Source organism: Agarivorans aestuarii (assembly GCF_019670125.1).
GTDB classification, from domain to species: Bacteria; Pseudomonadota; Gammaproteobacteria; order Enterobacterales; family Celerinatantimonadaceae; genus Agarivorans; species Agarivorans aestuarii.
The window spans coordinates 1,292,379-1,314,624 of the sequence record NZ_AP023033.1 but is presented as its reverse complement, the minus strand read 5'-3'; the positions used below and the strand labels follow the sequence as shown (position 1 = coordinate 1,314,624).

At 43.9% G+C, this 22,246-nt stretch carries 19 protein-coding genes; 3 read left to right on the top strand and 16 right to left on the bottom strand.

What is annotated here, in order from left to right; all coding sequences use genetic code 11:
- Positions 1-265: 265 nt before the first annotated feature.
- The 11 genes from pulA to dnaK form a co-directional block, all read right to left on the bottom strand.
- The gene (gene pulA, locus K5609_RS06100) at positions 266-4,276 is read right to left on the bottom strand and encodes a pullulanase-type alpha-1,6-glucosidase (protein ID WP_246611948.1); all 4,011 of its coding nucleotides are present in this window, start codon (positions 4,274-4,276) and stop codon (positions 266-268) included.
- Positions 4,277-4,626: 350 nt separating this feature from the next.
- Positions 4,627-5,439, bottom strand: coding sequence for a 4-hydroxy-tetrahydrodipicolinate reductase (dapB, locus tag K5609_RS06095; RefSeq protein WP_221076409.1), 813 nt, complete (start codon positions 5,437-5,439; stop codon positions 4,627-4,629).
- Positions 5,440-5,661: 222 nt separating this feature from the next.
- On the bottom strand, positions 5,662-6,501 hold the full coding sequence (locus K5609_RS06090; RefSeq protein ID WP_221076408.1) for an ABC transporter ATP-binding protein: 840 nt from the start codon (positions 6,499-6,501) through the stop codon (positions 5,662-5,664).
- Between the two features lie 15 nt (positions 6,502-6,516).
- Complete coding sequence (locus K5609_RS06085; RefSeq protein WP_221076407.1) at positions 6,517-7,539, bottom strand: ABC transporter permease subunit; 1,023 nt, start codon at positions 7,537-7,539, stop codon at positions 6,517-6,519.
- 68 nt (positions 7,540-7,607) lie between these two features.
- Positions 7,608-8,993: a CmpA/NrtA family ABC transporter substrate-binding protein gene (locus K5609_RS06080; protein ID WP_221076406.1), complete on the bottom strand. Its 1,386-nt coding sequence runs from the start codon at positions 8,991-8,993 to the stop codon at positions 7,608-7,610.
- A 243-nt stretch (positions 8,994-9,236) separates the two neighbouring features.
- Positions 9,237-9,857, bottom strand: a complete 621-nt coding sequence (bamJ, locus tag K5609_RS06075) for a BamJ family beta-barrel-assembly machinery protein (protein ID WP_163132288.1) — start codon at positions 9,855-9,857, stop codon at positions 9,237-9,239.
- Positions 9,858-9,910: 53 nt separating this feature from the next.
- A complete protein-coding gene (locus tag K5609_RS06070; protein WP_221076405.1) occupies positions 9,911-10,399 on the bottom strand; it encodes a GNAT family N-acetyltransferase in 489 nt (162 codons plus the stop codon).
- On the bottom strand, positions 10,380-11,246 hold the full coding sequence (locus tag K5609_RS06065) for a M48 family metallopeptidase (RefSeq protein WP_221076404.1): 867 nt from the start codon (positions 11,244-11,246) through the stop codon (positions 10,380-10,382). The genes K5609_RS06070 and K5609_RS06065 overlap by 20 nt, the downstream gene beginning before the upstream one ends.
- 33 nt (positions 11,247-11,279) lie before the next feature.
- Positions 11,280-11,825 (bottom strand): bifunctional adenosylcobinamide kinase/adenosylcobinamide-phosphate guanylyltransferase, encoded by a 546-nt coding sequence (gene cobU, locus K5609_RS06060; protein ID WP_221076403.1) that lies wholly within the window; start codon positions 11,823-11,825, stop codon positions 11,280-11,282.
- Between the two features lie 133 nt (positions 11,826-11,958).
- The gene (gene dnaJ / locus K5609_RS06055) at positions 11,959-13,101 is read right to left on the bottom strand and encodes a molecular chaperone DnaJ (protein ID WP_221076402.1); all 1,143 of its coding nucleotides are present in this window, start codon (positions 13,099-13,101) and stop codon (positions 11,959-11,961) included.
- A 116-nt stretch (positions 13,102-13,217) separates the two neighbouring features.
- The gene (gene dnaK / locus K5609_RS06050) at positions 13,218-15,134 is read right to left on the bottom strand and encodes a molecular chaperone DnaK (protein ID WP_221076401.1); all 1,917 of its coding nucleotides are present in this window, start codon (positions 15,132-15,134) and stop codon (positions 13,218-13,220) included.
- A 294-nt stretch (positions 15,135-15,428) separates the two neighbouring features.
- Here dnaK and K5609_RS06045 point away from each other — a divergent pair, with 294 nt between their 5' ends.
- The gene (locus K5609_RS06045; RefSeq protein ID WP_221076400.1) at positions 15,429-16,763 is read left to right on the top strand and encodes a dicarboxylate/amino acid:cation symporter; all 1,335 of its coding nucleotides are present in this window, start codon (positions 15,429-15,431) and stop codon (positions 16,761-16,763) included.
- Positions 16,764-16,826: 63 nt separating this feature from the next.
- On the opposite strand, the gene can is transcribed toward K5609_RS06045, so the two are convergent.
- From can to grpE, 3 genes are all read right to left on the bottom strand, one after another.
- Positions 16,827-17,429 (bottom strand): carbonate dehydratase, encoded by a 603-nt coding sequence (gene can, locus K5609_RS06040; RefSeq protein ID WP_221076399.1) that lies wholly within the window; start codon positions 17,427-17,429, stop codon positions 16,827-16,829.
- A gap of 86 nt (positions 17,430-17,515) precedes the next feature.
- On the bottom strand, positions 17,516-17,773 hold the full coding sequence (locus K5609_RS06035) for a DUF1289 domain-containing protein (protein WP_016402402.1): 258 nt from the start codon (positions 17,771-17,773) through the stop codon (positions 17,516-17,518).
- A gap of 171 nt (positions 17,774-17,944) precedes the next feature.
- The gene (grpE, locus tag K5609_RS06030; protein ID WP_221076398.1) at positions 17,945-18,574 is read right to left on the bottom strand and encodes a nucleotide exchange factor GrpE; all 630 of its coding nucleotides are present in this window, start codon (positions 18,572-18,574) and stop codon (positions 17,945-17,947) included.
- A 153-nt stretch (positions 18,575-18,727) separates the two neighbouring features.
- Between grpE and nadK the strand changes: the two genes are divergently transcribed.
- Together nadK and K5609_RS06020 are read left to right on the top strand one after the other, a co-directional pair.
- On the top strand, positions 18,728-19,609 hold the full coding sequence (nadK, locus tag K5609_RS06025; RefSeq protein WP_221077210.1) for an NAD(+) kinase: 882 nt from the start codon (positions 18,728-18,730) through the stop codon (positions 19,607-19,609).
- 27 nt (positions 19,610-19,636) lie between these two features.
- Positions 19,637-20,341: a flagellar brake domain-containing protein gene (locus K5609_RS06020; RefSeq protein WP_221076397.1), complete on the top strand. Its 705-nt coding sequence runs from the start codon at positions 19,637-19,639 to the stop codon at positions 20,339-20,341.
- A gap of 8 nt (positions 20,342-20,349) precedes the next feature.
- Here K5609_RS06020 and K5609_RS06015 read toward each other — a convergent pair whose 3' ends face one another.
- Together K5609_RS06015 and K5609_RS06010 are read right to left on the bottom strand one after the other, a co-directional pair.
- The gene (locus K5609_RS06015; RefSeq protein WP_221076396.1) at positions 20,350-21,582 is read right to left on the bottom strand and encodes a cysteine desulfurase-like protein; all 1,233 of its coding nucleotides are present in this window, start codon (positions 21,580-21,582) and stop codon (positions 20,350-20,352) included.
- Complete coding sequence (locus K5609_RS06010) at positions 21,579-22,220, bottom strand: 2OG-Fe dioxygenase family protein (protein ID WP_016402407.1); 642 nt, start codon at positions 22,218-22,220, stop codon at positions 21,579-21,581. Before K5609_RS06010 ends, K5609_RS06015 begins: the two co-directional genes overlap by 4 nt.
- Between the last annotated feature and the right edge of the window lie 26 nt (positions 22,221-22,246).

Sequence of the window (22,246 nt, the reverse complement as noted above, 5' to 3'; positions counted from 1 at the left end):
AACTTTAGCCCAATACGATAAAAATTTGGCAAATTCCGCGGATTATAGAAGAGATATTGCGAAAGGTCTATCAATTTTTATACAAACTTATAAAAACAAGCTTTATAGAGGTTTTAAGAAGTGAAAGGCTCAAAATAGAATGTTTTGCTTAAGTCACATAAGCTAGCATTTTTAAGTATTAACTCTAGTCACTATCAAACAGTTTGACCAAATAAAAAAGCCAAGGCAATACGCCTTGGCTTTCAGATTAAGGTTTAGCCGTTAATTATTCAACTTCACAGATACTAATAGTACCGTTGTCTGCGTTGTCAGTTAATTCACCGTTTACAGTAAGAGTAAGAATGCTATCACTAGCTAAGGTAATCTTGTTGTTACCTGGGTCGCCAATGGCGCTATCGCCAACACGTGCCCACGCTTGGTAGTCAACATTCATAACAAGGTTCTCTACGCGAGCGCCATCTGAATAGGCAATCATTTGAGGATCCCAGTTATCTGCATCAGAAGCCAGCTTGAACTCGTATGCACCAGCGGCAAGTGATACCTGATAGGTATTTTCACCTTTGTATGATAATGCATACATTTCATCCCAACCCCAAGCGGAGTGACTGCCGCGAACAGCTAATTGAGTAGACAAAGGCCCTGCATCTGCACTGTCTTCTAGCAGACCACAGCCTGCTACTTCTTCAGCAGTAACTACAACAGTAGGTGCATCCACAGTAGAGAAGTCAGTAACAAATTTCACAACTGATTTGGTGTCAATCGCGAAGCTTAAATCACCAGCATTGTACTCAAGTGCTTTCGCCGTACCTAATACAAGTTCACCTTCAGTAGCACCGTAGTTAACATCACCCCAGTCAGCATCCGCAACCTTAAAGCCGTAACTACCTGCTTCTAGCGTAGTGATATACTCATACATGCCATCTTTAGTGAATTCCAACTCATAAACAGCACCCCATTCGCCGCCTAGACCACGCACAAACACTTGGGTATCACCTAGAGGAGGGATAGCACTTAAGTCTTTGTTAGAGGTATCTACTGGTAGACCCGTGCCACGAGCACCATCTCTTGGCTGAACAAATACAGCCGTAGTGCGAGCAGGAACAGTGAAGGTTGCATCAGCAAAGCTTGCGCCCATTACGACTGAGTCAGCTGAAGCTTGTTGTACTTCATGTAACTCAAAACCAGTTGTTCCGGCAATTGTGAAATCTTGCTCTTCATCAGTAGCATTTAACACAACTACAATGGCATCATTGTTTTCGTCTAAATCGTCGCCGGCACCAGTACCGTTATCGATAGACATTACAATTAAACCTTGAACTTGGTCTGCACCAACGTTGCGGAAGTCAACACGCGCTTGTACTTCTTCAGCAGTTGTCAAACGGAACAAGTCGCTGCTTGAGCGCATAGTTAGCAACTCTAAGAACTGATCTTTTGCAAGCTCAATATCAGCTACAGCGGGCTCAGCAGTCTCATCAGCAATAATAGTTTTAATTAAATCCCAGTTATCACCATCTTTATCTTCACGAGGTAGGCCTACGTTCCAGTTATTGTCTGAACCGTCAAATCTTACACGGTTAAACCAATCACCAGAGTCATAGCTATCACGTTGCATAGATTTAGAACGAAGTAGCTCAGAACCCATGTGAATGAACGGGATACCTTGACCTAACATAACAGTAGATAAACTCACTACTTGCATACGCGAACGGTCTGCAGCACTTGTACCTGTTGCTGCTTTATAAGCGTTGTTATCCCATAAAGTTTGGTTATCGTGCTTAGACACATAAGAGATATTCTCTGATGGGTTTAATGTATAACCAGCTTTCGCTCCATTATAGTTAACATCTTGGCCTCGCTTGGTATTGCCTTGAGAATCAAGTAATACAAACTTCTGTAAGTTACCTGCCATACCAACACGAATTAAATCTTGGTTATGAAGGGCTTCAGTGCGGTAGTTTTCTGCATCAGTGTTTAGCTCATTTAGCGTATCAGCATTACCAAAACCTTGAGTTTTACGAATGCCTTCTCCGCTATCAAATGGGCTACCACCACGAACAGCGTCACGTAAACGGTCAGAGAAAGTACCGATTTCTGTGCCAGCCATATTCCACTGAGTGGCTTGTTCAAAGCGAGCGTTATTGGCTACTTCACCAAAATCCCAACCTTCACCGTAGAACAAGGTATCTTCGTCAATTGCACGAACAGCTGCTAATGAATCAACCATTAGATCTTTTGGTTGGTGACCCATTAAGTCGAAACGGAAACCGTCAACATTGTATTCCTTCGCCCAGGTCACCAATGAATCAGTCATTAGCTTACCCATCATAAGGTTTTCTGTTGCCGTGTTATCACAACAAGTCGAGGTTTCTACTCCACCCGTGTTTGCGTCACGGCGGTGGTAGTATCCTGGGACAATTTTATCTAAAACAGACTTATCGTTAACTCCTGAAGCATTGGTATGGTTGTATACAACATCCATAACAATTTTAAGTCCCATGTCATGTGTTGCTTTAACCATTTCACGGAATTCTAGAATACGAGTAGTACCTTCAGCATCAGATGCATAACTACCTTCTGGCACTGTATAGTGGTATGGGTCGTAACCCCAGTTGAAGCTATCCAAACCACGAAGATCATTCATGAGTGACTGGGCATCACCAGTGGTTGGGTCGAAGCTTGCCAATTTAGCTTCAATAGTGCCTGAAGCATCTGCACAGTAATCATCAGTTTTCTGAATTTTTTCACAAAGGTCAGATAACGGTGCGTCAATATCAATAGCACCTTCTTCATCTACTGTTGCTATATCAAAAGCAGGAAGAATGTGTAATGTGGTTAAACCAGCATCTTTTAACTCTTGCAGATGAGTAACCGACTCACGCTCAGATTCAGTTAAAGCAAGGTATTTACCACTGTTTGCAGCAGTACCTTTAGTATCACTAACACTGAAATCACGTAAGTGAGATTCGTACAACACGTGGTCTACATCTTCAGCCATTTCAGGACGAGCATAGCTATCCCAATCGGTAGGCTTAAGTTCTGTAGCAGCTAAGTCAACAACTAAAGAGTAAAGAGAATTTGTTGAAAGTGCTAAAGAGTATGGGTCTGTCACCATACGGGTTTCAACAGTTTTAGTAGTTGGATGATAAACCGTTACTTCGTAGCGGTAGTATTTACCTACTGCGCCAGCTTGGTCAGCAGACCAAACACCGTTAGCAGCTTCAGTCATTGTTACAGCTTCACCAGCTGAGGTCATATCTTCATTGTATAGATACAACTTAACGCTTTGCGCCGTAGGAGCCCATACCTTAAAGCTAACATCATCACCGCTAACTATTGCGCCTAGCTCTTCTGCTAGCGCGCCAGCATCACCTTCTACGAATACTTTATCTATTACGCCAGGCTTTTGAACTTGAGTAGCTGCTGTTGCAACACCTTCAGCATCCATGGCAACTACAACAATTTGGCTCTTAAGAATTGCTTTTAAAGTCGCATCATCAACATCAATTTCTGCTGCGCTTAAACCAGATAAATGAGGGAAACGCGCTTTAGCTTCGTCGGTTAATGTGCCAGCGGCAAGAGCAACAGCGGTACCACCAGTAACTTCTTTAGTTTCTGGGTCCATGGCAATACCGTTTGCAGGATCGTAACGAAGTTCTAGCTGAGTAGCATTTCCTGCAGCTTCCCAAGCAATGGTGTTGGCATCAACCCAATGCGCTTTTGCACCATCAATGGCTACAGGACGTTCTGCAATAGGTTCGTAAAATAGCTCGCTACTACCGTGAAAACCAAACAAACCTGGATAATCAGCGTCGTCCAAATTGGCCAGTTCAAGTTTTGAATTTGCACTGCCAAAGGCTTTGTCATCGCCATTGTGTAGAATAAAGTTCATACACCTATGTGGATCAGATGCATCAGGGTCAACGGTTAAAACATAATAAGCGCCGTAGGTTTCACTGATACCAGTTGCAGGATGAGGAGAACCCCAGTCAGTACCGCCATCAGCAATGCCCATAGCTTCTAGGTCAGTACTAGTACAACCCTCACCGTTCCAAAGGTGTAAACCCCAGCCTTCATAAGCAGACTCATCGACACGCTCGTGCGCTTCATCTCGCTTATAATAAATTACAACTTCATTTTCGCCCGCAGTGTGCAATCCATCAATGACGCCACCACCGCCGCCACCGTTACCATCATCGTCGCTACCACAAGCAGCCAGCAAAGCTGTCGCTACAATAGGCATGGTAAGCTTGGCTAGCTTATTAAATTTTATATCCATGTCAGCCTTTCCTTTCCTTCTACTGAACCGATATTCAGCAAATCAATGTTTTTATGTTTGGGTTTTAATTACTCTCGCCTTCCGTTGGACGAGATGCACATAAGGTAGGATTTCGCGACAAAAAGGACTGTGACGACAACGTAACTTTGAGTAACACAATATTACATTAGTGTGTTTTTTATAGGCTTTGTGAGACCGCTCAAAGAACATAATTCTTGAAAACGATTTCAAGAAAAAGCTTGATAACGTTTTCAAGATCTTTTTCAGTATAAAGTACTGTCATTAAATTTAGGGAATAAAAAAACGCCGCATAGCGACGTTCATTACCAACGAGAAATATAGCTTATTTATTAATCATTCAAATCGAGTACATCTCTCATATTGAATAAGCCTTTTGGCTTGTCTTGTAACCAAGATGCCGCACGTACCGCGCCATTAGCAAAGGTCATGCGACTAGAGGCTTTATGTGTAATCTCTACTCGTTCGCCAATATCAGCAAACATCGCTGTATGTTCACCAACTAAGTCACCCGCTCGAATGGTAGCAAAGCCAATGGTGTCTCTATCACGCTCACCAGTAATACCTTCGCGGCCATATACTGCCACCTTTTTAAGATCGCGACCCAGCGTATCGGCAATGGCTTCGCCCATGCCAAGTGCAGTGCCAGAAGGTGCATCGACTTTATGGCGATGGTGGCCTTCAATAATCTCGATGTCGGTGTAATCGCCCATTACTTTGGCAGCAACTTCTAGTAGCTTAAAGACTAAATTAACGCCAACACTCATATTAGGAGCAAACATAATTGCAATGTCTTCTGCTGCATCTTTTAATTGCTGCTTTTGCTCATCGCTGAATCCGGTTGTACCAATCACCATCTTCTTATTATTGGCTCGTGCCCACTCAACATGAGCCAAGGTGACAACAGGCGCAGTAAAATCAATGATTACATCAATATCGTCTTTGGCTTGTTCAATGTTATCAACAATGGCGATATCTAATTTGCCTAAACCGGCAAGCTCACCAGCATCTACACCGATTAAACTTGAACCAGGGCGCTCTGTTGCCGCGCCTAAGGTTGTGGCCGAACTTTGATTTACTGCTTCGAGTAAATTCTTTCCCATTCTTCCGTTACAACCAACAATTGCCACTCTAACTTGCGACATGTTTATTCTCCTTTGAAACTGGCCACACCCGTCTTAATTCGTGGCTCGACTATAACAAAGCAAACTATATAAAACGAGGTTTAGCCTAAATATCAGCCTAGAGTGCTTAAAAACCTAATTATTCCATTGGGAAAACGAGCTCATTAAAAAAGGCCATTACCGTTTAGTAATGGCCTCTGTTGTTAAGAGGATGCCGGCTAACAGCAGCTTAAATGGTTTGAATTAAGCTGCTTCACCTGATTTAACCAACTTAGGCTTTGCTTTCTCTGTTGCTTGCGCCGGGTTGCGCTGACGCTCATAAAGAAACTTAAGCACTTGCGAGCGATAATGGTTGTACTCTTGGTCATCGGCTAGAGCAACTCGGTCTCTTGGTCGCTCCAGTTTAACATCGAGCACTTCACCAATAGTTGCCGCTGGACCGTTAGTCATCATCACAATCTTATCGGACAACAATACTGCTTCATCAACATCGTGAGTAATCATAATTACCGTATTGTTTAACTCTTGCTGGATTTCCATTAACGAGTCCTGCAAGTGAGCACGAGTTAGCGCATCTAAGGCACCAAAAGGTTCGTCCATTAGCAGTACTTTTGGTTGCATCGCTAATGCACGGGCAATGCCGACACGCTGCTTCATACCACCAGAGATCTCATCAGGCCTTTTGTCTTTCGCATGAGTCATATGCACAAGCTCTAAGTTGTGCTCTATCCACTCTTTCATTTCAGCTTTAGATTTTTGCCCTTTAAATACTTCTTTTACCGCCAATTCAACATTTTGATAAGCAGTAAGCCATGGCAATAAAGAGTGGTTTTGAAACACAACTGCGCGGTCTGGACCAGGCTGAAATACCTCTTTTCCTTCTAATACCACACCACCCTCTGTAGCGTTGTACAAACCAGCCACGATGTTTAGCACTGTGGATTTACCGCAGCCTGAGTGACCAATTAATGATACAAACTCACCCTTAGCAATTTTTAAATCCACCCCGTTTAACGCTCGAAAAGGACCATTTTTAGTGGGAAAATCAATGCTAACGTGATCAATTTCTAAATACTGAGACATAATGTTTTCCTTATCCTATCGGGCGTTTTCTGGGCTTGAGTGAGAGATGATTTTTTGCAGACTTACCATTAACCAATCAAGTACATAACCAATTAAACCAATTACCACAACGGCCACCATAATACGGCCTAGTGAGTTAGAGCTACCGTTTTGGAATTCATCCCACACAAATTTACCTAGACCAGGGTTTTGCGCCAGCATTTCTGCAGCAATAAGTACCATCCAGCCGATGCCGAGTGAAATACGCAAGCCAGTGAATATCATCGGCAGAGAAGCTGGAATGGCGATTTTGGTCACTTGCTTAGACCAATGTAACTGAATCACTCGCCCAACGTTTAACCAGTCTTTATCAATAGATGCAACGCCAGTCGCGGTGTTAATTAGTGTTGGCCATAGCGAACATAAGGTTACTGTAATGGCCGAAGTCACGAATGACTTAGAAAACATTGGGTCGCTGCTTACATAAACCGCACTCACCACCATGGTAACAATAGGTAACCATGCTAATGGTGAGACCGGTTTGAGAATCTGAATTATTGGGCTGACCGCGCCATACAGCTTCTTATTTAAGCCACAAGCAACACCAATAGGGATTGCAATTAAGCTGGCGAGTATAAAGCCAGTAAATACCGTGTATAAGCTGGTAAGAATTTGGTCAAAAAAGGTCTCTTTGCCGGTATAGGGACGAACTTTTATTTTAGCATCAGGGTTCTTGGCTAGTTTTTTCGCATTACGTACTTCTTGACGTTCATAAAAGGCGACTTCTTTTGCACGCTCCTCTTTATGCTCCACCACTAAGCCTTGGTACTGCTGCCAAACTTGTGCTGGGCCAGGCAAGGTTCCTAGGCTAGTTTGCACTTTTGCCGCCGATACACTCCAAAGCAGCAAGAACAAGGCAATCGCCAGTATAGGCAAGCCAATACGCTCAAAAATTTCACTTAATTGCTGCTTTGGGTTTTCACCGCTGGCTAAACGAACCATAGGTACTACAGGGCCCAAACCCACTGTTTCTAGAGAGTGAATTAATTTATCTTTCATCACTACAACTCCTTTTGCGAATCTCGATGCCGGGCACTAGGCCCGGCCGCTCTCAATATTTACTTGGCTTAGATCTTGTCGTCTTTTTTCAAACCAATGTCGAACTTGTCTAAGTAAGCATTTGGTTTAGAGCCGTCATATACAATGTTGTCGATAAAGTGAGTTTGCGGCGGTTTAAAGCCACTCTCTGTTTCAAAGTTAGGAAACTCAGAGGCATCAATTACACCATCAGCAATCAGCTCTTTTGCTGCTGTTGCGTAGATGTCTGGGCGATAAACCTTTTTGGCAATATCCATGTACCAAGAATCTGGTTTGTTATCTGAAATCTGTCCCCAACGTCGCATCTGCGTTAGGTACCAAATTGCATCGCTGTAGTAAGGGTAAGTCGCGTTATAACGGAAGAATACGTTAAAGTCTGGCACTTCGCGCTTGTCACCTTTTTCGTACTCAAAAGTACCGGTCATGCTGTTAGCAATAACGTCGTAATCGGCACCCACATATTGGCTTTTAGACAAGATTTTCACTGCTTCTGGGCGGTTTTTGTTGTTCTCTTCATCTAGCCATTTAGCAGCGCGAATCATCGCTTTCACTACGCGAATGTGAGTATTAGGGTATTCGTCAGCCCAACCTTGGCTCACCCCAAATACTTTCTCTGGGTTATTTTTCCAAATCTCGTAATCGGTAACAACCGGTACACCAATGCCTTTAAATACAGCCTGTTGGTTCCATGGTTCACCCACACAGTAACCGTAGATAGTGCCCGCTTCCATGGTTGATGGCATTTGCGGTGGTGGGGTTACCGATAACAATGCATCGGCATCAATTTTTCCTGAGGTATCACCTTTGTGCGGCGCGTAGTAACCAGGGTGAATACCGCCAGCGGCTAACCAGTAACGTAACTCATAGTTGTGAGTAGATACTGGGAATACCATGCCCATGTTAAATGGCTTACCTTGGTCGATGTAACTATCAACTACAGGTTTAAGCGCATCGGCTTTAATTGGGTGAACTGGCTTGCCATCTTTATGCGGAACATGCGGCTTCATTTGCGCCCAAATGTCGTTAGATACGGTAATCGCGTTACCGTTTAAGTCCATGCTAAAGGCGGTGATAATGTCAGCTTTAGTACCAAAGCCAATAGTGGCACCTAAAGGTTGGCCAGCCAACATGTGGGCGCCATCTAGCTCACCGGTAATTACGCGGTCTAGTAATACTTTCCAGTTAGCTTGTGCTTCTAACTGAACATACAACCCTTCGTCTTCGAAATAGCCTTTTTCATACGCCACTGCAAGTGGTGCCATGTCGGTAAGTTTAATAAAACCAAACTTAAGGTCTTCCTTTTCTGGCTCTCCCACTTCTGCGTGACTGAAGCCAACAAAACTGGCTGAAACCACTGCAGCGGCGATGGTCGTCTTAATGATTTTTTGTAAGCTTAATGGTGCTGATTTCTGCATTCCCTGCTCCTAATACCCATTTGGAAGTAACTAATTTGTGATAACACTTAGGGAGTAGCTAAGGATGTGCCAAGATCTAGATCACATTTTTTTAACACTAGAAATCATTAACTTACAAACACTATTACCTCTAAAGGAGTATTCACATTTTTTCATAAAATTCACTAACTTAGAACAGGCGCGCACAACTTTGGCGCATAAAAAAACCGGCATAAAGCCGGCTTTATATAATTGAGATTGCGATTAGCCAAGGATAGCTAGCAATTCAACTTCAAATACTAGGGCTGCAAAAGGAGGGATTGCCGCACCCGCACCTTGAGAACCATAAGCAAGCTCTTGAGGAATGTATAGCTTCCACTTGTCACCTACTTTCATGCGCTGTAGCGCTTCAGTCCAACCTTTAATTACACCATTTACTGGGAATTCTGCAGGTTGACCACGTTGTACAGAGCTATCGAATACTTCACCAGAAATTAAAGTACCTTCATAGTGAACTTGTACTTTGCTGCTAGCACTTGGCGATTCGCCTTCACCTTCAACCAATACTTCGTATTGAAGACCAGATTCAGTTTTATTGATTTCTGGGCGCTGGCCGTTATCAGCTAAGAAGTTTTCGCCTTCAGCCATTGCTTCTTTGTGTTGCTCAGCTTTTTTAGCTTCAATGTCTTTAGTAATTTCTTGGAAAGCCGCACCAATAACTGCTTCGTCAAGCTGTGGTTGCGCACCTTGCATTACGTCACGAATACCGTCAAGCATTGCATTCACTTCTAAGCCGTCGAATGCTGCACGCTCAATTTGCTCACCAATTTGAAGGCCGTAGCCGTAACTTGCTTGCGCTGCTGCGCCTTGATATTTATCGCTCATTTGAACTCTTAATTCTGATCGTTAAAAAGAGCCAAAATGTTATCACAAAGTCACTAGAAAAACCGTTGGTCTGCGGCTAAATACGCCTTTTTTTGAACAAAGTAACTACCGGAAAATTCCACCTGGCGTTGCTCAGCGGTAAATTTAAATCCCATGTGGCGATAAAAGCCCTCTGCGTGCTGGTTATCTTGCATCACCCAACAATATACGTCCTTCAGCGCAACGCTCTGGCAAGCTTGTTTCAACAAGGCTCTGCCCCAACCTTTGCCAATCGCCTCCGGTAGTAAATATAGGGCGGCTAATTCAACCTCAGACGCTTGCTTTTCCAGCATTAAAAAACCCTGTATGCCATTATGCTTTAATACCCAGATTTGGTTTTCTTCACAACTAAGACGCTGCGTCCACAGTTGCTGATGCAATTCAAATGGCAAGGCTTGGAACATATTGGAAATGAGTTGCGGGGGATAGACATGCTGCCAGCTTCGACGCTGAACCCGGCAGATGTCTTTGGCATCGCTAAGGCTAGCTAGTTTTATCGACATCGGACTCTTTAGAGGTCTCTTTAGCATCAAAACTTGCTGGGCGAACGCATTTAGGCATTTTACCTTGAGCAATCGCCTGTTTTTCTAACTGAATAGCACGAGACATCCGATCTTCTAAATCAGCAATACGGGTTTGGCTAGATGGGTGAGTTGATAAAAACTCAGGTACTGAACCACCACCTGCTTTTGCCATGTTTTGCCAAAGGAAAACACTGGCACGAGGGTCAAAGCCCGCGCTAGCCATTAAATCTAAGCCCATCAAATCTGCTTCACTTTCTTGGGCTCGACCATAGGGCAATAACACGCCATATTGCACGCCTAAACCAAGGGCAGCCATGGCAGCACCTTTATGCTTAACATCATCACTTACGCCAATGGCAACAGCCGCTACAGCGGTGCCAATTCCCGCTATTTGGTTTTGCGATAAACGTTCATTACTGTGTTCGGCTAATACGTGGGCTATCTCATGACCAATTACCGTGGCTAATTGATCAGGGGTCTCGGCCACTTTAATTAAACCGGTATATACGCCAACATGGGCGCCAGGCAAGGCAAAGGCATTCACTTGTTCTGAATCAAATACCACCACTTCCCACTCTTCATCACCGTAGTGACCAGGGATTTCTGCAGTAACCGCGTTTGAAACACAAGCAACATAATCATTAGTGGCTTTGTCGGTATATATCTTTTCTTGTTTTTTGATTTCTTCAAAAGACTGAGCGCCTAAGGCACTCATTTTTGAATCATCATAAAGCAATACCCGCTTGCGCCCAGTAGGAGAAGCAGAGCAACTAAGCAATGCAATGATTGAGCTGGCTATAACTGCGGTTTTCAATACTTTATTCATTAATGCACTTCCATATCTTTGCAGCCTTAAAGACTACGACTCCTTTAATACTAGCGGTAAGCCAGCACTAATAAATACAACTTTGTCGGCTTTTGCCGCTAAGGCTTGGTTTAATCGCCCAAGTTCGTCGGCAAACCTGCGGCCCATGGCGTTGTCAGAGACCAAACCTAAACCAACCTCGTTACTAACGATAACTAAGTCACCATTAAGCGCATTTAGGCTCGCCAATAGAGCGCTAGACTGCTGTTGAATATCGAGTAGCTGCTGATCGAAGGGTTTATTGGTACATAACCACCATCCCAGCCAAGTAGACATACACTCCAGCAATATCGGCCGCTTTTGGGCAGTGTACGACAGCAAAACTTCGCTGAGCTGCTCTTTAGAAAAATCAAATTCGTGAGTATCAAAAGAATCGTTCCGCAAGGTTTGATGATGAGCGATCCGTTGCTCCATCTCCTCATCGCTAGCCATGGCGGTTGCGATATACATAGGCTTTAAGCTAGCCTTGTTTTGAAACTGCTGCTCAGCCCAGCGACTTTTACCGCTTCTAATTCCACCTAAAACAAGACTTATCATCATGCTACCTAATGATTTTTAACAAATAATATCATAGTCGAGGCCTCCCTTGGAACGCCCTTACTGATGTCATAAGTAGCGCTAAACGGATATAAAAAAAGCGGCTTAATAGCCGCCTTTTCTCAAGTGTTTTTGCTTAACTGGTTAAGTCATCAAAAAACTTTTTAACCCCGTCGAAGAAACCTTCGGCTTTAGGCTTATGTGTACTGCTAGCAGAGCCACCACAACTTTCTTCAAAGTCTTTAAGCAGCTGCTTTTGCGTTTCATTAAGTTTAACCGGAGTTTCAACGATAACTTTGCAAATCAAATCGCCAATTGGGCCACCACGTACCGACTTAACCCCTTTGCCACGCATTCTGAACATACGGCCGGTTTGCGTTTCGTTTGGCACCTTGAGATTAACTCTGCCATCTAAAGTAGGTACTTCAATCTCGCCACCTAAAGCAGCTAAAGTGAAGCTAATTGGCACTTCGCAGTAAAGATTATTTTCTTCACGTTGGAAGATTGGGTGTTCTTTAACATGTACTTGTACATATAAGTCACCGGCTGGAGCGCCGCTCTCGCCAGCTTCACCTTCACCCGATAAACGAACGCGGTCACCAGTATCAACGCCAGCAGGAATACTAACTGATAAAGTTTTAGAGCGCTCGTAGCGACCTTCGCCATGACACTTATGGCAAGGGTCTGAAATAATTGTTCCCTTCCCTTTACAGGTAGGACAGGCTTGTTGCACAGCAAAAAAGCCTTGGCGCATTTGTACTTGGCCTTGGCCATGACAGGTGCCACAGGTTTTAGGCGTAGAGCCTTTCTTGGCGCCGCTACCATTACACTGCTCACAATGTACTAAAGTAGGTACCCGAATTTCTTTTTTAACGCCTTTAACAGCTTGCTCTAAGCTCAACTCTAAGTTGTAGCGAAGATCGGAGCCACGTTGAGGCTGACGACGACCACCGCCGCCACCGCGTCCACCACCAAAAATATCACCAAAGATATCGCCAAACGCATCGCCAAAGTCGCCGTGTCCGCCACCAAAACCACCAGCGCCACGGTTTGGATCAACCCCAGCATGGCCATAATGATCGTAAGCCTCTTTCTTCTGAGGATTGTTGAGCACTTCGTAGGCTTCTTTCACTTCTTTAAATTTCTCTTCAGAAGCTTTATCGCCCTTGGTACGGTCTGGGTGAAATTTCATCGCCAAACGTTTGTAGGCTTTTTTAATTTCTCGCTCACCGGCATCTTTGCCTAGACCAAGAACTTCGTAATAATCGCGTTTTGACATAATGGGTGTTCTACTTTCTCGCAACTAAACCAGTTGAAAGTAATGGCTTTTGATAGACACACGGGCGTTGTTCACACAACGCCCGTTATTTACTTACTAAAAGTGTTTAAGACAAATTATTTTTTGTCGTCTTTCACTTCTTCAAACTCAGCGTCAACAACGTCGTCTTGTGCAGGAGCAGCTTGCTCTGCATCAGCTTCGCCAGCATTTGCTTGGGCTTGTTGTTGAGCCACTTCCATTAGTTTTTGAGAAGCTTCGATTAGCGCTTGAGTTTTCGCTTCAATCTCTGCTTTATCTTCGCCTTTGCTAGCGGTTTCTAACTCGCTAACTGCAGCTTCGATTTTCTCTTTATCTTCAGCAGGAAGTGCTTCACCAGCTTCTTCAACTTGCTTACGGGTACCGTGTACAAGTGCATCAGCTTGGTTTTTAGCCTGAACTAATTCTTCAAACTTTTTGTCTTCTTCAGCGTTTGCTTCAGCTTCGTTTACCATCTTGTTGATTTCGTCATCTGACAAACCAGATGATGCTTGAATGGTAATTTTCTGCTCTTTACCGGTATCTTTGTCTTTAGCAGACACGTGTAAAATACCGTCAGCATCCAAATCGAAGGTTACTTCAATTTGTGGTACGCCACGCTGTGCAGGACGAATACCTTCTAGGTTGAATTGACCTAGAGATTTGTTATCTGCAGCACGCTTACGCTCACCTTGAATTACGTGAACGGTTACCGCACTTTGGTTATCGTCGGCAGTTGAGAATACCTGTGAACCCTTAGTTGGGATGGTGGTGTTCTTTTCTACAACGCGAGTCATTACGCCGCCCATTGTCTCAATACCTAGAGATAGTGGAGTAACGTCTAGTAGTAGTACGTCAGTTTTGTCGCCAGACAATACCGCACCTTGAATAGCAGCACCCATAGCAACTGCTTCATCAGGGTTAACGTCTTTACGTGGCTCTTTACCAAAGAACTCGGTTACAGCGCTTTGTACTAGCGGCATACGAGTTTGACCACCAACAAGAATTACATCGTTGATGTCGCTAACTGAAAGGTCAGCGTCTTGCAGTGCAATACGTAATGGCTCTAGTGAACGTTGAACTAACTCCTCAACCAAAGACTCAAGCTTAGCGCGAGTTACTTTGATGTTTAAGTGCTTAGGACCTGAAGCATCAGCAGTAATGTAAGGTAGATTTACATCAGTTTGTTGTGCTGAAGATAGCTCACACTTGGCTTTTTCTGCTGCTTCTTTCAAGCGCTGCATAGCCAGTGGATCTTGCTTAAGGTCGAAACCTTGGTCTTTCTTGAACTCTTCTACTAAGTAGTTGATTAAGCGGCTATCAAAGTCTTCACCACCTAGGTGAGTATCACCATTGGTTGCTAGTACTTCGAAGGTTTTCTCGCCGTCTACTTCGTCAATTTCAATGATTGAAATATCGAAAGTACCACCACCTAAGTCGTAAACGGCTACTACGTTGTCGCCTTTAGCGTTGTTTACGCCGTAAGCAAATGCTGCAGCAGTTGGCTCGTTAATGATACGTTTAACGTCTAGGCCAGCAATACGACCAGCATCTTTAGTTGCTTGACGTTGCGAATCGTTAAAGTAAGCAGGAACGGTAATTACCGCTTCTGTTACAGCTTCACCTAGGTAATCTTCTGCAGTTTTCTTCATTTTTTTCAAAACTTCTGCAGAGATTTGTGGCGGCGCTTTTTTCTCGCCTTTGGCTTCAACCCAAGCATCACCGTTGTCAGCATTAACAATGTTGAAAGGCATGATTTCGATATCGCGTTGTACTTCGTCGTCGGTAAAACGACGGCCGATTAAACGCTTAATAGCGAATACTGTGTTCTTAGGGTTAGTTACCGCTTGGCGTTTAGCAGGTTGACCTACTAATGTCTCGCCGTCTTCGGTAAATGCAATAATTGAAGGAGTAGTACGATCGCCTTCTGCATTTTCAATTACTTTAGGGGTGTCGCCGTCTAGTACTGCAACACAAGAGTTAGTGGTTCCTAAATCGATACCAATAATTCTACCCATGATGGTGTTCTCCAAATTCTAGTTGTAACTAATATTTCGTTGTTGAGAACTAAGTGGGGGCAGCAAATTGCTTTTCAAGGGAAAAAATAAAAAAAACTCACTAAAAACCCATTCTCGCAAAATCTTGACGATTGCTTAGGTATTGAGCAAGCGATCACCGATTTAGATTATAAAACCAACAAAAACACAGGTTATAGTGTCATGAATGGCTATTTTTATAACCTATGATACTATGCGCGCAACTTTAGGTTATATGCAGTGTTAAGTTCTGCATAAAATACAGAGAGAAGGGAAATGAAAAACGATTCAAAACTGAGTCTTACTCACAAAATACTTATCGGTATGGTTACCGGTATTGGCTTAGGGGTTTTCTTACAAACCTTTTTTGCTGAGTCTATCTTAGTCAAAGATTACATCGTTGACGGCATCCTCAATATCACTGGCTCGATTTTCGTATCAAGCTTGAAGATGTTAGTGGTTCCATTGGTATTTGTTTCTTTAGTGTGTGGTGTTTCTTCAATGAAAGACACTGCGCGCTTAGGCCGCCTTGGCGGTAAAACAGTACTGCTTTATTTAGCCACTACTGCGATTGCTATCTCTTTAGCTATGGCCGTTGCCTTACTAATACGCCCGGGCACTGGCATAGAGCTAACTACCGAAGCCGCCTTTGTTGCTAAAGAAGCGCCAAGCATTAGCCAAGTTATCATTGATATGTTCCCAGATAACCCAATTGCTTCTATGGCTCAAGGCAACATGCTGCAAATCATTGTGTTTGCATTGTTGTTTGGTATTGCCATCGCGATTTCAGGTGAGTCCGGTAAACGCATTGGTAAGCACTTTGAAGACTTCAATGTAGTGATCATGAAGTTAGTGACTATTTTAATGAACCTAGCCCCTTACGGCGTATTTGCGCTACTGGCGAAATTGTTCTTTGAAATTGGGTTTGACGCGATTGCTAGCCTACTCAGCTACTTCATGGTGGTATTGGTTGTATTACTGCTACATGCCTTGTTGATTTACCCTTCACTATTAAAAGTACTTACTGGCTTAAACCCGCTTATTTTCATTAAGAAAATGCGTGAAGCTATCGTATTTGCGTTTAGTACTGCCTCTTCAAATGCGACTATTCCAGTCACTATGGAAACAGCTACTCATAAGCTAGGCGTACGTAACTCAACAGCTTCGTTCACCGTACCTTTAGGCGCTACCATCAACATGGACGGCACCTCAATTATGCAGGGTGTAGCCACTATCTTTATTGCAACGGTATATGGCATTGACCTAACCGCAGGCAATTTCTTAATGGTTATTGTTACTGCAACGCTTGCGTCAGTGGGTACCGCAGGTGTTCCTGGTGTTGGTTTAATTACCTTAGCAATGGTATTGCAACAAGTTGGTTTGCCGGTAGAAGGCATTGCGCTAATTATTGGCGTAGACCGCTTGTTAGATATGGTGCGCACAGCAGTAAACATTACTGGTGACAGCATGGTGACGGTTGCTGTAGCTAAATCGGAAGGCGATTTAAACGTAGAGACTTACAATAATCCTCAAGCAGGTTTATCTGAAGAAGAAGTACATCTTCCTCACGGTGAATCAGATACTAGCTTGGCCTCGGCCGAAAAAGCCTAGGTATATATGGGCAATAAAAAACGCGGCTTTAGCCGCGTTTTTTTGTATCTAGAAATGCCGTTTTTAACTGTTGCCAGAAATTGAGATATCTAGATTATTTAGGATGCCGTTTTGGATAGAATAAATACAGCCGTGTACCGACAGTTCTTGGCCTTTACTCCAAGCATTTTGCACGATAGAAGTTTGCGATACGTTTTTAACCTGCTCCACCACATTTAACTCACATAAACGGTCGGCACGCTGCTTCTTGTCTTCAATAGCATCTAGCTCGGCTTCATGATAACGGTAAACATCTTTAAGATGGCGTAGCCAGTTATCAATCAAACCAAACTGTTCGTTTTCCATCGACGCCAATACCCCGCCACAACCATAGTGACCGGTAACAATAATGTGCTTAACTTTAAGTACATCTACTGCATATTGAATAACCGACAAACAATTTAGATCGGTATGCACCACCACATTAGCAATATTGCGGTGAACAAATACTTCACCAGGGGGTAATCCAGCAATCTGGTTGGCGGGTACTCGGCTGTCACTGCAACCAATCCACAAGAATTCAGGGTTTTGCTGTTCAGACAAATCACAGAAGAAGGTTGGATTCTGTTCTTTTATATTTTTAGCCCAGCTACGATTATTACTTATCAGCTGATTTAAATCACTCATACGACCTCTAGTTAACAACACTTCCCTACTACTAGAGGCATATATTGCCCGATGTGATAGATAACTACCACTATTTAGCGCAGCATTTACTCACCAAATGGCAGTTCATCTTGCACCGAGTTTTGCTGCTGTTGTTCGGCTAACTTCTTACGCTGCATACGAATAAAACGCATCCTGCGCTGCTTGGTTAGCCGTAATATGTTCTGCTGCTGAGCAGGCTCTAAGGTTTGCCAAGCAAAACGTTCATCGCGATTTCGGAAACAGCCCATACACAAACCGCGGCTATTTGTTTGACAAATGCCACGACAAGGATTGGGGATGTCGAAAATCTCTAACTGTTCCATTTGCTGCAATGCTTACCTTTTGAGCAATACGAATAATTTTTATTCATACCTCTACAATGGCATAGCCAAGCAACTTAGGTCAAAGAATTCGCCAAATCGCGATCCAAAAACACGCTAAAATTCAGCCACAAAAAAAGGGCCATAAGGCCCTTTTTCTCTAAGCAATAATGACTATGCGCTAGTGTCTACCGAGGCAGCTTTAGAAATCATAACCATTGCTGGACGCAATAAGCGGCCATTTAATTCGTAGCCTTTCTGCAGTACTGCAACTACAGTGTTTGGCGCTACACCTTCAACTTCTTGCATACCCATCGCTTGGTGCTTCTCAGGGTCAAAGGTTTCATCCTGCGGTGAAACAACTTCGATACCAAATTTCTTCACGGCATCAATCAAGGTTTTAAGGGTTAACTCAACACCTTCAATCATCGACGTTAAGGCTTCGTCTTCGCGGTTAGCGTGTTGCAAAGCCATTTCCATGTTGTCGATAACCGGTAGCAGTTCATTCGCAAACTTTTCTAAAGCAAACTTACGTGCTTTCTCTACTTCTTGAGCAGAGCGGCGGCGAATGTTGTCTACTTCTGCTTTCGCGCGAATAACACCGTCTTTTTGGTCAGCCACCGTTTGTTCAGCACTTGCTAAACGCTCAAGTAACTCGGCTACGCTAATTTCTTCACCAGCAGACTCTGCAGCTTCTTCTTCCACTTCACTTTCAAGCTCAGCGTCTATCGCTTCAACCTGTTGCTCTACTTCGTTTTCCGCTACCACTTCTTCAGCTTGTGGTTTGTTTTGCTCACTGCTCATGCAGGGTCTCCGTAATTCTTCACAAATAACTTAAATCTGTTGCATATTATGGGGATCAAACCGCCGCTTTCAAGTGATAGTCACGATAAAACTGGATGAGTAGTAAAACCACACGTTATAATCACTAGCAACACAATGTTAAATCAACAAGTTATGACTCAAACCTTCAACACTATTGGTTTAATTGGCAAACCCCACCACGAGGGAGCCAATAATACCTTAACAGCGCTCTACCATTGGTTGATTGAACAATCATATAGCGTATTGGTAGAAGAGCAGACTGGCCAACAACTCAGCATTGATGGGCTTAATCTGGTTAGCATTAACCAAGTAGGCGAACAAGCTGATTTAGCGATTGTGGTTGGTGGTGACGGCAATATGTTGGGAGCAGCACGAGTATTGTCGCGCTACGACATAGCAGTGCTAGGTGTTAATCGCGGCAACCTTGGTTTTTTGACCGATCTAGACCCTTTCAACTTTGAACATCCTTTAAAGGAAGTGTTGCAAGGTGAGTTTATGACCGAGAAACGCTGCTTATTAGAAGCCAAAGTGCTGCGCCATAACGCAGTAAAAAGCCGCAATAGTGCTGTGAACGAAGTGGTACTTCACCTCGACAAAGTGGCCACAATGCTAGAGTTTGAAGTGTATATTGATGACCATTTCATGCTTAGCCAGCGCGCCGACGGCCTAATTGTTACCACGCCTACTGGCTCTACTGCCTATTCTTTATCTGCTGGCGGGCCCATTCTCACCCCTAATTTAGATGCAATCGCTTTGGTGCCAATGTTCCCGCATACCCTAAGCTCACGCCCCATAGTAGTAGACAGCGATAGCGAAATTAAGCTTAAATTATCTCACGATAATAGTGAGCATATGAACATAAGCTGTGATAGCCATGTATCGCTGCCCGTTATGCCGGGCGATGAAGTGATTATTCGCAAACAGAATCACCCGTTGCGTCTGGTTCACCCTAAAAGCTATGATTACTTTAAGATCTTAAGAACTAAGCTCGGCTGGGGAAGCCGCTTGTTTTAAGCCAACACGGTAAAAAGGACGTTTATTTTGGCACCTGCTCCAAGCCCTCGCGTTAACCAGCGCCAAGAAGTGGTAGATATAATGCGACAACTGCGCTTTGGCGACGTTTTAGACGTGCAGTTTGTAAAAGTAGGTAATGTACGGGTTAAGTGTAAGCTTATTGGCTTAGATGACGCTAACTTTCTTATCTTTGCTGTGCCTAAATATGCTCAACAAGGCCATGGTGATGTATTAGTGGAAGGCATGGCTTGCGTGATCCGTTCAATCATTGAAGGAGAAGCCGGTCAATGTATTGCGTTTCGCAGCATCATTACCGACATCATCAAATCCCCTAAGCACTTATTGTTTGTTAAATACCCTTCTGAAGTAGAGCGTTTCAGCTTACGCAAACAGCAACGCGCGAGTACGCGCATTCCAGCAACCGTTACCCACCGCTCCTCTGTAAGTGACCAGCAAATCGAAAACGATTTAAGCTTTGACGGCATTATTCTCGATTTATCAGCAGGTGGTTGCCGCTTCAAGATGGCGTGGCCAGAAAGCAATGGCAAACTGTTACTTGATAGCGTGTTTGTGTACATTCGAATTCCTGGCAAACCAGAGAACGACACAGTAATCGAAGGCAATATTAAAAGCCAAAGCCGAGATGGTCATAACCATATTGCAGTGGGTATCAAGTTTGAAGGTGCTACCGACCTAGATGAGCTATTTGCTCACCTAGCCTTAGACGTATAAAAAGGTTACTAGGCACAGTAACTATCTAAAAGGTCCCACAAGCGGTCGACTTCTTGGTGAGTGTTGTAATGCATACAACCTACGCGTAGCACCCCGCCTTTATCCATTATTCCCAATTGCTCCATCATGCCTTGCGCATAAAAATGTCCATGCCACGTAGCAATATTATGCTCGCCCAACATAGCGGCAATTTGCTGCGGCTGAATATTTGGCCAGCGCAACGAGAACGTTGCAGTGCGCATATGGGTACTCTGCAAGCTACTCTCACCATAAAGCGTGGCTTGCGGATGGGCAGCCAAGCGCTCCAAAAAATGCTCGCTTAAAGCTTGTTCATGCGCGGCAAACTGCTCAAAACTGGCGGTTAACGCTGCTCGCTTATTTTGCTGTGGGTTCCAATCAGCCAAGTAATCAACTGCTGCACTCATGCCTGCAATCGCCGCAAAGCTTTGGGTGCCAGTTTCAAAACGACCTGGACCGATATTGGTTGCTGGCTCAACTTTATAAGGTTTGAGCAGCTCCAACCAAGGATCGGCCACATAGGCAATACCAAGGTGAGGGCCAAAAAACTTGTAAGCCGAACAGAGCAAGAAGTCGCAGCCCAGTTGTTGCACATCCACTAAACGGTGCGGCACATAATGCACCGCATCCACATAAACCATTGCACCTACGCTTCTCGCTTTATGGATAACTCTTTGCAAATCAACAATGCTACCGCTGGTATTAGAGGCATAAGTAAGCGCAATAAGGCGGGTATTTGTATTTATCAATGACTCTAGGTGCGCATAATCCAAATTACAGTTAGTCGGATCAATTCTCACTTGATGAACCAAGGCCCCTTTGTCGGCAGCTGCGTGTTGCCAGCTCGACACATTGGAATAATGATCAAGTGCGGTCACCAGTATTTCATCATTAGCTTGCCAGTCTCGGCTTATTGCCCTACTTAACTTAAAGGTTAAGGATGTCATATTGGCATCAAACACAATGTTATTAGCGCTAGCGGCATTCAATAAGGTTTTAGCCTGCTGCCTCCCTTTTTCTACAACCTGTTCGGTATGCTTACTACTAGCAAAAGCGCCGCCTAGATTAGAATTACCTTTTATAAAATAATCGTTCATGGCTTGCAGCACCGAAGCGGGCAGTTGCGCCCCCCCTGGCCCATCTAGATAAATTAAGGGCTCTTCATCCCCCCTTGCATTTAAGGCAGGAAACAGCTTGCGTGCAGCCTCTACAGAAAAACTCATGCTTCATCCTTTGCTGTTAATACAAATACATCCATAAAGCCCGGTTCACTTGGGCGATGAGCACGAATGGGCCTTGCATAGTGCCAAAGTTTACTGTCATCAAGTAAGGCCACCTCGCCACTGTCTAGTGCCAAGGTCATAATCGGTGCTTGATGTTTATCTTTAAACACCATGAAATCTCCACCATCAATATTATGACGGCGAATGCCCACTACGGCGATATGACTAAATCCATCTTGATGCACTCCTTCAGGGGCAACTGGTGTATCGGAAGCCTGTGCGGCAATTCTAATTTGATGAATTTCAATCTCTTGCTGTTCACTTAAGCTATTTGCTTCCAAGAAAAGGGCACACATTTCATACATGCCTTTGGAAGCAATAATGCTCTGCTCAATATCCTCAAACTGACGAATAACATCGCCTTGAAAGTGATTCACCTGTTCACTTTGCACAAAGCTCCGTCCTGGCAGAGCTTGCACTTTTCCTTCATTAATACGAACAACAGAATAGCGACGTAAACGGTATTGCCCATCGGCATGCTTAGTATGAGGAAGATTATCAAATGAAGAGGATAAATCGTGCACTGCGGCACCGCTTAAATGGTTTAGCTGTAGTAAACAATCTGCGTGAGTGTTCATGGTTCAATCTCTGGTTAACAAAGTGA